Consider the following 11,292-nt stretch of genomic DNA (forward strand, 5'->3'; position numbering starts at 1 on the left):
GACGGGATGGTCCCGTCGAACGTCGCCGTTCTGCCGAATGATGGAGCGGAGTCCACCCCTCCCCTCCCCTCCCCGGTATGGAATCGGCGGAGAATCGGGCGGGAATCGGCCCTGCGGCGGATCGTCCGAACGTCGCCGTTCTGCCAGTCGATGCCCTCCCCGGGGGCCTTCCAGCCCGATCCGGGGCCCTCAAGCCATACAGTAACCGAGCAAAATCAACATGTTGGCGTGAGAGTCCCCTGCCCTATCCCCCACCGGCACGGCAGAACGCAGACGTTGCCGCCACCGCTGGCCGGCCGGAGCGGCTCCCTCCCCCGCCGAATCCGCATCCGGCACCTGCCCGACCGTCCTCGGCCGCAAAAACTGGCAGAACGGCGACATTCGACCGGGCATTCGGCGCCGGCCGCGGGAATCTTTCGGCAGAACGGCGACGTTTGGTCCGGCAGTGTGGAACAGGGTGGCAGGCTTGTGGATTATGGGTTCAACCCACTTGAGGCCGCACGGGACCCGCGGGAGAGATCGCATGACCCAGACCATCAACGCCGAGCTGCTCGACCGGCCGCTGCAATTGGCTCTGCGGCTCGATTCACCGCTGACCGGCGATGTGCAGAACGACCGCCACATGATGGTCTACAGCCTGTTCGGCCTTTCGAAGGACAAGGCGGAATCGCTGCCGACCTACGATGACGGCAAGGTGCGGATCGAGGTGCGGGCGCCGAAGAATGTCGGCGTTGCGACGATCTGGGACAAGGCGGTGCTGCTCTACGCCATCTCGCTGCTGCGCGAGAAGATGGACTCCGGCAAGGGCTCCAAGCTGGGCGAGCTGCACTTCACCACCAGCGACCTCCAGCGCATCGTCGGCAAGACCGCCGGCGGCAGCGCCTACGACAAGATCGAAGGGGCGCTGGAACGGCTCCAGGGCACGCAGATCAAGACCAATCTGGAAACCGGCGGCGAGGGCGAGAGCGGCGCCTTCTCGTGGATTTCCGACTACAAGCTGCTCTACCAGCGCAAGAAGGACGGCGAGCGGGCGGTGCGCGGGCTGAAGCTGACGCTGTCGGGCTGGGTCACCCGCGCGGCGCTGGGCCACAATCTGCTGAGCTACGACGACCAGTATTTCGCGCTGAAGCCGGTGGAGAAGCGCCTGTACGAGATCGCGCGGGCCCACCTTGCCCGGGGCCACGCCTTCTGGATGGCGCTGGAGCCGCTGCGCAAGCGCGTCGGTTCCGACAACGACCTGCGCAAGTTCAAGAACGCGCTGAATCCCGTCCTGGCCGCCGACCGCATCCCCGGCTATGGCGTCCGCATCGTCGAGACGGCGGAATACAAGGAAACGATGAAGGCGCGCGGCGCCGTTCTCGGCCGCGTGCTGAACGCCGACCTGCCGGTGCTGTTCTGGAAGAAGAGCCAGGGCCAGCCGGAAAACTGGATCGACGTCCCCAAGGTGGAATACGACGAGACGGTGTGAAATTGCCCTCTCCCGGCCCGGGAGAGGGAGGGGACCCACGAAGTGGTGAGGGGGTAGGCGAGAATCCCGAACCGCATGGTTCCTTGCAATACCCCTCACCCTTCCCACCGCTTCGCGGCGGGCCCCTTCCCTCTCCCGGGGCGGGAGAGGGGCTAATCGCAACCCCCCTCCCCCTTCGGTAGACACCCGTTGCCGGAGTCGCGACGACTTGATAGGGTCGCTGCCGACCGGTGCCGGGGCAGGAGGACGGAGCGTGACAGGGGAACAGTTGAAGGCGTTGCGGGAACGGCGCGGCCTGACCCAGACGCAGATGGCGGCGTTCGTCAATGAACTGACGGGCCGCAAATACGACAAGCAGCGGCTCAGCAAATGGGAAACCGGCAAGGAGGCCCTGCCCCGCGACGTGCTGGGCAGGTTGCTTCTACTGGACCTCGAACGGCCGGAAAGCCCCCTGCCCCGCCGCGGCACCACCGTCGCCGTCGGTTTGCAGAAGGGCGGCACCGCCAAGACGGCGACCTCGATCAATCTGGCTTTCATCCTGGCCCGCGCCGGCAACCGCGTGCTGCTGGTCGATGCCGACCCGCAGGGCAACGCCACCGTCCATGTCGGCGTGCCGCAGGCCGACATCGTCGCGCTGACGGAGGCGGGCAGGGTCCTCTACCATGCGCTGATGGGCAAGGCGCCGCTCGACGCGGTGATCCGCCCCACCGGCGTCGAGGGGCTGGACGTCGTGCCCTCCAGCATCGCGCTGGCGAGCGCCGACACCGAGCTGCCGGGCAACCTGACCAACGCCCAGACCGCGCTGGCCGAGATGCTGGACGGCGTGCGGGATCGCTATGACGTGATCGTCATCGACTGCGCCCCCAACCTGGGTGCCGTCACGATCAACGCGCTGACCGCCGCCGACTATGTGCTGGTGCCCTGCCAGGCGGAGCCGCACGCCATCCTCGGCGTCAGTGCCTTCCTCGACACCGTCGCCAAGATCCAGCGCCGGCTGAACCCACGGCTGGAGGTGCTGGGCATCCTGCCGACCATGGTGAACCCGCGCCAGACCCAGGACCGCTCGTCGCTCGACGACATCCAGCGCCTGTGGGGCGAAAGCCGCCGGGTGTTCCCGCCGGTGCCGCGCGCCACCATCTACGCCCAGGCCGCGGGCGCCAATGTCATCACGCTGGATGCCGACATCGGCGCGCCGGGGGTGGAGAGCTATGCCGCCATCGCCTCTGCGCTGCTGACCGCCATGGGCCGCCTGCAGGAGACCGTCGATGCCGCCTAAGAAGCTGACCCGACAGACCGCCGCCACCGTGCTCCAGGCCAAGGAGGCCGGCTTCGCCGCCGAGACCGACCGCATGTTCGGGCTGAGCGGCATGCTGCCCCGGCTGGTCGAAGTCGATCTGGACGCCGTCGAGACCAATCCCGGCCAGCCCCGCACGGTGTTCGACGACGAATCCTTGCGCTCGCTGGCCGACTCTATCGCCCGCCACGGGTTGCAGCAACCTGTCCTCGTCCAGGAAGGGGAGCAGAAGGGCCGCTACCGGCTGGTGGCCGGGGAGCGGCGGCTGCGCGCCCACCGGTTGCTCGGCCGCGGCACCATCGCCGCCATCATCACCAAGGGCCGGCCCGAAGAGATCGCGCTGATCGAGAATGTCCAGCGCGTCGATCTCGACGCCATCGACCTCGCCCGCGGCCTGTCCCAGCTGATCGAGGCGCACGGCTACACCCAGTCGGAGGTGGCGGCGGCGGTCGGCTGTTCGGAGGCCGAGGTGTCGAAGCGCCTGAAGGTGCTGCGCCTGCCCGACGACATCCTGGCCGATTACCGCGCCAACCCCGATGCGGTGTCGCGCTCCGCCCTGGTCGAGCTGGCCTTCGTTGAGGACGAGGCGGAGATGCGCCGGCTGTGGCAGACGGCACGCACCGGCGGGCTGACGGTTGGTGCGGTGCGGGCCGCGCGCCCGGCGGCCTCCAGCACGGCGGAGCCGATGCGGGTGCTGGGCAAGGCGATCAACCGGATGGACAAGGAACTGGCCGCCATCGACACCGTCGCCCAGGCCTTGCAGCGCGAGCATCGGGAGCGGCTTCAGGCGCTGCGCGACCGCATCGACGCCCTGCTGAACGCCTGACCCAGCGGACCAGGGCTTTCGATTGCGAAAGCCCGCTCCGGTTGCCTAGTTTCTTTACAACACCTTCTGGTTGCTTTCGATTGCGAAAGCCACTGAGGCCAAGCGCGAGAGCAATCGGCTACAGTACCCTCTCCCGTCCCGGGAGAGGGAGGGGACCCACGAAGTGGGGAGGGTGAGGGGGCGGCCAAGAATCCCGAAGCGCATGGCTCCGTGCCTAACCCCTCACCCTTCCCACCGCTTCGCGGCGGGCCCCTTCCCTCTCCCGAGGCGGGAGAGGGTGATTGTTGCCAAGCCCGAAAGCATCTGGCGCTCGGCCAGGGTGACCGCCTGCCCTGCCCCGTGTTAAGGATCATCTGTCAGGTGATCGAGGGTATTGGGGGGTACGGGGCAGCGATGCAGGCGGTGCGGAGACGACATTTCTTGAGCCTGCTCGGCGGCCTGTTCGGGGGCGCCGGTCTGGCCGCGGCCCTGCCCCGGCCGGCGATGGCCGCCGGTACCCTGCGGATCGGGTTCAAGTCCCTGCCCGGCGGACTCAATCCGCTGACCGTCAGCGATCTGGTCGCGCGTCAGGTTCTCGGCTCGATGTATGAGAGCCTGACCACGGTCGATCCCAAGGGCCGCATCCTGCCCGGCCTCGCCACCGCCTGGGAAGCGTCCGAGGATGCCCGCCGCTGGCGGCTGACCATCCGCGACGGGGTCACCTTCCACACCGGACGGCCGCTGACCGCGCTCGACGTCAAGCGCAGCTTCGAGGCGGCGCTGGGCGGCGACGGCACCAACTTCGCCGTGCTGGCGCTGTCGAAGGTGCGGGGCTTCCGCGAGCTGCGGGCGAAGACCGCCGGTGAGCTGTCCGGCATCACCGTGGTCGACGACCGGACGCTGGAGGTGGTCTGCGACGAGCCCTGCGCCGTCTTCCCCTTCGCCCGGCTGAACATCGTCGATGTCGAGGCGGCCGGGCAGGCCGGTCCCGACTGGTTCCGCACCCTGTCGGCGGGAACCGGACCCTATAGGCTGGTGCGGTCGAGCGACGGCATCCGCATGGATGTGGAGGCCAATCCCGGCTGGCGCGGCGGCTCGGTGCCGTTCGAGCGGGTGTCCTTCCTCGCCACCGGCATCGGCAATGACGGCATCACGCTGTTCAACGACAGCCAGATCGACTTCACCTTCGTCGACACCGATGCGCTGCGCGGGGTGATGGACGATCCCGGCTTCAAGCGTTCGCTGTCGAGCGTGCCGCGCATGCAGATGCGGGTGGTGGCGCTCGACCCGCGGCGGGTCAAGGCGTTCGGCGATCTGCGGGTGCGCCGGGCGATGTCGCTGCTGATCGACCGCAGCGCCATGGTGGAGCGCTTCTTCCGCGGGGTGGCGACCGTCCACAACGGCATCGTTCCGCCGGCCCTGCTGTCCAACGAGAGGCTGGAGTCGCTGGCCTACGACCCGCTGCTGGCCAAGCGCCTGCTGGAGGAGGCCGGCTATCCGGAGGGGCGCGGCATCGAGCCCTTCCAGGTCACCGTCGTGCCGGAATACCGGCGGGAGTTCGTCTATTACGTCTCGCAATGGAACAATGCCGGCATTCCGGCGAAGCTGGTGATGGCGCCGCGGCAGGAGTTCATCGCCCGCTCCCGCCGGCGCGATTACGACGCCTTCCTGTTCGGCTGGACCGCCACATATCCCGACCCGATGAACTTCCTCGACGAGCTGTTCAGCAGCAGCAGCCGCTTCAATCCCGTCGGCTGGACCAGCCCCCAGTTCGACGGCCTGATCGAGCGGGCGATGGCGATTCCCGATCCCACCCTTCGGGCGGAGGTCTACAAGGACGCCGAATGTCTGGTGATGCAGGATTTGCCGGTGATCCCGCTGGTGGTGCCGGACTATGTGGCGCTGCGCGGCAATGTGCTGAGCGACAACTTCATCACGCCGTTCGGCGGCCTGAACTTCGGCTGACGCCGAGGGAGGGCAGGGGACGGATGGCCAAGGACAAATGGCAGGGCGCCCGCATGAAAAAAGCCCCTGTCCGCGGGCGGACAGGGGCTTTTCCGTCTTTACAGGGACAGGAACGTCAGGCGGCGCCCTGTGCTTCGCGCAGGCAATCCGCGGGCTTCGCCTCGCGCAGGCAGTCGGCCGGCTTGGCTTCACGCAGACAATCGGCCTGCGCGGCCTCCCGCAGGCAATCCGCGGCCTTCGCTTCGCGCAGGCAGTCAGCGCTCCTGGCTTCCCGGAGACAGTCGGCCTGTGCGGCCTCCCGCAGGCAATCCGCCGCCTTCGCCTCACGCAGACAGTCGGCCTTGGCGGCCTCGCGCAGGCAGTCGGCGCCGGCGAGCAGGCGGGCGCTGTCGCTGCGGGCGGCGTCCATGCGTTCGGCCGGGGCGGTCACGCCGTTGTGATGGAGATACTCGCCATAGACCGCGTCGCAGAACCGGAAATAGGCGCGGGTGTCGGCAACGATGAACTCGTGCCACAGGTCGTCGCAGGCGGCGGATTGCGGAACGATGTCGCGGTCCGGATGCTCGGCGCAGGCCAGCAGGAATGCCTTCAGCTGGGTCAGCGCGATCTCGGACGTGCGGCGGGACATCCCCGCGGCGACCGCGCGGTCGACGACATAGCCGAAGTCGAAGCCGGCGATGATGTCTTGGGCACGGGTGGTGTTGGTCTTGGTGGCGCCGCGCATGGGTTCCTCCGGAGCTGCTGTTCGGTTCGTCCTCGGATGAGGGGCAGACATATCCGAGAGCACCGCTCGGATGTTGTGACACAGCATAATCAGATATGTGAGATTATTTTTGGTCCTAAGCCCCAGGATGGGGGCAGGGACCTCAAATCGTCGGAGTCTTATGCGGAGCGGCGATGTCGAGCGCCCCGACCGATGCTGCCCCTGCGGCTGCCCCCGCTCCTGCCGGCCGGGCCGCCGTCATCTGGTCCACCAGTGCCGACAGGCGGTCCGGCATGATCGGCTTGGCGGCGACGATGACGCCCATCTCCGCGGCGCGGGCGGTCACGGCGCCGTCGAGCCGGCCGGAGATCAGTACCGCCGGGATCCTGAGGCCGAGCCGGTGCCAGACGGTGTCGATGAAATCCAGGCCGTTCTCGGTGGCGGACAGGTGATAGTCGGCGATCACCGCATCGGGCCGGATATCGCCGCCCTCCACCGCACGCAGCCCCTGGGCCACGCTGGAGGCGCCGACGACGCGATGGCCGGAGGTGTTGAGGAACATCGAGATGGCGGACAGCACGAACTGGTCGTCGTCGATCACCAGGATGGCGATCTCGCTGCTCTTCACCGGTGCGTCCGCCAGCGTCGCCAGCCCGGTGACAGCCGCCGGGGCGGCAGCGGGGGCGGGGGCAGGAACCGGAACAGGGGCCTCAGTGGGAGCAAGGGCAAAGGCGGGCGGAGCTTCGGCCCGCCGCGGCGGCTCCAGTGCCCGTTCCATGGCCGGTTCCATGGCCGGCTCCACCGGCGCCAGCGGCAGGGTGACCGAGAAGACGGAGCCCTTGCCCGGGGTGGAGCGCACCTTGACCGGGTGGTCCAGCACACCGGCCAGCCGCCGGACGATCGACAGGCCGAGGCCGATGCCGTTGTCGCGGTTGCGCTCCGGGTTGCCGATCTGGTGGAACTCCTCCCAGATGGCGTCCAGCCGGTCTTCGGGAATGCCGATGCCGGTGTCGCGCACCTCGACGATCAGGCTGCCGCCGGATTCCAGGCAGGCGACCTGCACCTGTCCCGAAGGCGTGTAGCGGATCGCGTTGTCGATCAGGTTGCCCAGCAGCCGCAGCAGCAGCACCCGGTCGGTCAGCACCGGGGCGCGGTACTGCGGCACGGAGAAGGCCAGCCCCTTGTTGCGGGCGACCGGGCCATACTGCGAGTCCAGCGCGTCGAACAGGTCGGCGACCTCGTGCACCGCCTTGTTGGCGGTGACGCCGCCGGCATCGAGCCGCGACACCTCCAGCAGCTCGTCCAGCAGCTGCTTCAGCGTCATCACCACCTGTTCGATCTTGCGCGCCGATTCCGCCACCTTGGGGTTGGGGGCGGTGGCGCGCAGCATGGCGGTCAGCATCAGCAGCGATTGGGCCGGCTGGCGCAGGTCGTGGCTGGCGGCGGCCATGAACTTCGCCTTCGACGCCACCGCCTGCTCCGCCCGTTCCTTGGCGGCGCGCAGGTCGATGGCGTTCTGGCGGAAGGTGTCGAGCGCCTTGGCCATGCGGCCGATCTCGTCGTCGCGGTGGCGCACCGGCACCGTCACCGTCACGTCGCCGGCTGCCAGATCGGCCATGGCGCGGGTCATGCCGGCAATCGGCAGCGTCACCCCGCGCGTCGCCCAGATCACGCCCAGCACCACCAGCAGCAGCGTGACGGCGCCGATGCCGCCCAGCACCAGCACATGGTGGCGGATGGCGGCGTCGGTCGGCCCGGTGTCGAGCCGGACCAGCAGCGTGCCGATGGTGCGCGATCCGCCGGCCCGGTCCTGGCGGGTCAGCGGCACGGCGGCGGCGGTGGTCGCGGGATTGGCCCCGGAATTGAGCGGCGCATCGGCCAGGACGGGCGAGCCCGGCTTGCGGAAGATGGCGAAGCGCTCGCCATGGGTGCCCAGGATCACCGCCTCGGCGAAGCTGTCGATCGAGCGCAGCGGGCTCAGCGCCGTCAGCGCCTCTTCCGGGTCGAGGTCCCACAGCGCATTGGTCACGTCGTCGAGCACGATGCGGGTCGCCATCTCGGCACGGATCGCCAGCTCGGCCCTGGTGTTGCGCACGTCGGACTGGATCAGCACGACCATCGGCACGGCGACCAGCACCGACACCAGCACCACCGCCGATGCGGTGGACCGGGCAACCAGGCTCCGTGAGAAGATCTTCAAGAACATGCCGAAGCCTACGAAAACACGACGACCACGAACGACGCGCGGCGCCATTCTAGCCGAATCGCACGCCAAACACGACAGCGACGTCAATGCCAGCGGTTCATGCGGCTGCCATCCGTAGTAGTAGGAAAAAAGGCGGTATGACTGTTTCGAATCGTTTCTTCTTCTTGTTAAGTTGCGCGTGTAAAAATTCCCGCCGGGTTTCGACGCATTCGTTTGGGAGCGGGGTAGCCGTTGGCGTAGCCGCCGGGGAGCGGAGCAATGGGAACGGGCATCATCATCGCCCTTGCGCATGGCGTCGGTCTGCTGGCGCTGGTTCTGCTTGCCTATCGCCATGTCCTGCGGCGGTTCGGCGCCCGGCGCGGCGCCTTCGCGGCGCTCTCCGGCCTGCTGTTCGGCGTGGCCGCCGTCCTCTCCATGCTGGACGCCTACCCGGTCGCCGACGGGGTGCTGGTCGATTTGCGCAACGCGATGATCGGGCTGGCCGGCCTGTTCGGCGGATGGCCGGCGGCGCTGCTGTCGGCCGCCATTGCCGGGGCGGTGCGGCTGTGGCTGGGCGGGGTGGGGGCGGCGACCGGGCTTGCCGGCCTGGCCCTGACCGCCCTGGTCGCCCCGCTGCTGGCCCGCCCGATGGAGCGGCGCGCGACCGGCGAAACCGGAAAAGGCGACGGCAAGGGCGCCTTCGGCTTCGGCCTCCTGGCGCTGTTCGGTCTGGCGATTGCGCCGCTGACCCTGCTGGCCTTCCTGCTGCTGCCCGATTTCGACCTCGCCATGCGGGTGATGGAGGAGGCGGCGCTGCCGCTGATCGCCTTCACCACGCTGGGGGTCGGCCTGCTCGGCACCATGCTGGCGCGCGAGCACCGGCGCTTCGCCGACGAGGGCATGCTGGCCGAGAACGCCGCCCTGTTCCGCGCCGTCTTCGACAGCTCCGCCGACATCCATGTCGTGCTCCGCGTCAACCCCGACGGCAGCTTCACCCTGCATTGCGCCAACGAGGCCGCGGCCCGCGCGATGGGCGACCGGGTGACGACGGCGCGCGGCAAGCCGCTCGACGCGCTGCTGCCGCCCGATCTCGCCGCCAAGGCGATGGCGGACCTGCAATCCTGCATCGACGCCGCCGCCCCCACCCGCTTCGAGGAGCAGCACACCCATGACGGCGTCACCCGCTGGTGGGAGGTGTCGCAGGTGCCGATCCGCGACGAGAGCGGCGCCATCGTCCTGCTGTCGGTCGGCGCCCGCGACATCACCCGCCGGCACGAGGCGGAGCGGGCGATCCGCGCCAGCGAGGCGCGCTACCGGCTGCTGGCGCGCAGCGTCACCGACATCATCGGCCGCATCGGTCTGGACGGCGTGCGCCGCTTCTGTTCGGAGGCGACGCGCGACAGCCTGGGCTGCCCGCCCGCCGATCTGGTCGGCCGCCCGCTGGTGGAGCGGGTGCACCCCGACGACCGCGACGATCTTTCCGCCGGCCTGTCCCGCCTGACGCCGGACCGCCCGACCCTGAAGACCACCTACCGGCTGCGCCATGCCGACGGCCGCTGGGTGTGGATCGAGGCGGCGGTGCGGCTGGTCACCGACGATTGGGGGGCGCCGCAGGAGTATGTCAGCGTCGAGCGCGACGTCACCGCCCGCAAGATCATGGAGGCGGAGCTTCAGGACGCCCGCCACGCGGCGGAGGCGGCCAGCCGCAGCAAGTCCGAATTCCTGGCGAGCCTGAGCCACGAGCTGCGCACGCCGATGAACGCCGTCATCGGCTTCGCCGACCTGATCGCGCGGGAGTCAGAGGGGCCGGTCGGCACCGCCCATTACCGCGACTTCGCCGTCAACATCCGCGACAGCGGCCAGCATCTGCTGGAGCTGATCAACGAGATCCTCGACCATGTCCGCGCCGAATCCGGCCAGCTGATCCTCGACGACGAGCCGGTCGATCTCGACGCCGCCGCCACCTTCGCCGTCCGCCTGCTGACCCCACGCGCCGCCCGCGCCGGCATCGCCCTGTCGGCCCAGGTCGCCCCCGCCGCCCGCCACCTGCGCGGCGACGAGCGGCGCATCCGCCAGATCCTGCTGAACCTGCTGTCCAACGCGGTGAAATACACGCCGTCCGGCGGGTCGGTGTCGCTGACCGCCGATCCGGCGCCCGACGGCGGCCTGCTGCTGGAGGTGCGCGACAACGGCGTCGGCATCCCCGAACAGGATCTGGACCGCGTCCTGCTGGCCTATGCCCGCGTCGCCACCCCGGAGAACCGCCAGACCGAGGGCGCCGGCCTGGGCCTGCCGCTGACCCGCCGGCTGGTGGAGCTGCATGGCGGCGTGCTGACCCTGGCGAGCCGGGTGGGGCAGGGCACCACCGTCACCATCCATTTCCCGCTCGAGCGCGTCGCCGGCGACAGGACCGGCGAAACGGGTGGCGAGACACCGGCGGCCCATCCTGTGGGGGGCCGTCCCGGCCTGTCGATCCTGATGGTGGACGACGACCACAACATCCGCGAGAACGGCAGCGCCCTGCTGCGCAGCTGGGGCCACCGCGTGACCGCGGCGTCCGGCGCCGGCGAGGCGCTGGTGGTGCTGCGCGGGCCGCAGCCGCTGGACCTGCTGTTCAGCGACATCGTGATGCCGCCGGGCATGAACGGGGCGGAGCTGGCGCGCGAGGCGCGGCGCCTGCGCCCCGACCTGCCGGTCCTGCTGGCGTCGGGCTTCGCCGCCCATGCGGTGGTTGCCGACGACGTGGCGATGGGCGGCTACGACCTGATCGCCAAGCCCTATGACGCGGCGGAGCTGCGCGGCCATCTCGACCGCCTGCGCCCGCCGGCCTCCCCGCCCGGCCCCGGCCAAACTCCAGTCCCGGCCCCAAGCC

The 11,292-nt window shown here is 69.5% G+C and carries 7 protein-coding genes; 5 read left to right on the forward strand and 2 right to left on the reverse strand.

The annotated features are described in order from the left end of the window. Positions 1-523 precede the first annotated feature (523 nt). From GBZ48_RS32035 to GBZ48_RS32050, 4 genes are all read left to right on the forward strand, one after another. Positions 524-1,468 carry a replication initiator protein A gene (locus GBZ48_RS32035; protein WP_109451914.1) on the forward strand — a complete coding sequence of 315 codons (945 nt, stop codon included), beginning with the start codon at positions 524-526 and terminating at the stop codon, positions 1,466-1,468. A gap of 253 nt (positions 1,469-1,721) precedes the next feature. After that, entirely contained in the window at positions 1,722-2,744 is a 1,023-nt protein-coding gene (locus GBZ48_RS32040) for an AAA family ATPase (protein ID WP_174474713.1), read from the forward strand. Further along, positions 2,734-3,588 (forward strand): ParB/RepB/Spo0J family partition protein, encoded by an 855-nt coding sequence (locus tag GBZ48_RS32045; RefSeq protein ID WP_174474714.1) that lies wholly within the window; start codon positions 2,734-2,736, stop codon positions 3,586-3,588. Before GBZ48_RS32040 ends, GBZ48_RS32045 begins: the two co-directional genes overlap by 11 nt. A gap of 420 nt (positions 3,589-4,008) precedes the next feature. After that, positions 4,009-5,532: an ABC transporter substrate-binding protein gene (locus tag GBZ48_RS32050; RefSeq protein WP_246307601.1), complete on the forward strand. Its 1,524-nt coding sequence runs from the start codon at positions 4,009-4,011 to the stop codon at positions 5,530-5,532. A 115-nt stretch (positions 5,533-5,647) separates the two neighbouring features. Here GBZ48_RS32050 and GBZ48_RS32055 read toward each other — a convergent pair whose 3' ends face one another. Both GBZ48_RS32055 and GBZ48_RS32060 read right to left on the reverse strand, forming a co-directional pair. Further along, complete coding sequence (locus tag GBZ48_RS32055) at positions 5,648-6,256, reverse strand: glycine-rich domain-containing protein (RefSeq protein WP_174474715.1); 609 nt, start codon at positions 6,254-6,256, stop codon at positions 5,648-5,650. A 142-nt stretch (positions 6,257-6,398) separates the two neighbouring features. Beyond that, positions 6,399-8,441 (reverse strand): hybrid sensor histidine kinase/response regulator, encoded by a 2,043-nt coding sequence (locus tag GBZ48_RS32060; protein ID WP_174474716.1) that lies wholly within the window; start codon positions 8,439-8,441, stop codon positions 6,399-6,401. Between the two features lie 258 nt (positions 8,442-8,699). Here GBZ48_RS32060 and GBZ48_RS32065 point away from each other — a divergent pair. Continuing rightward, the coding region (locus GBZ48_RS32065) for a PAS domain S-box protein (RefSeq protein WP_174474717.1) at positions 8,700-11,292 on the forward strand (2,593 nt) is incomplete at its 3' end.

Origin of the sequence: Azospirillum melinis (genome assembly GCF_013340935.1) — a bacterium.
GTDB classification, from domain to species: Bacteria; Pseudomonadota; Alphaproteobacteria; order Azospirillales; family Azospirillaceae; genus Azospirillum; species Azospirillum melinis.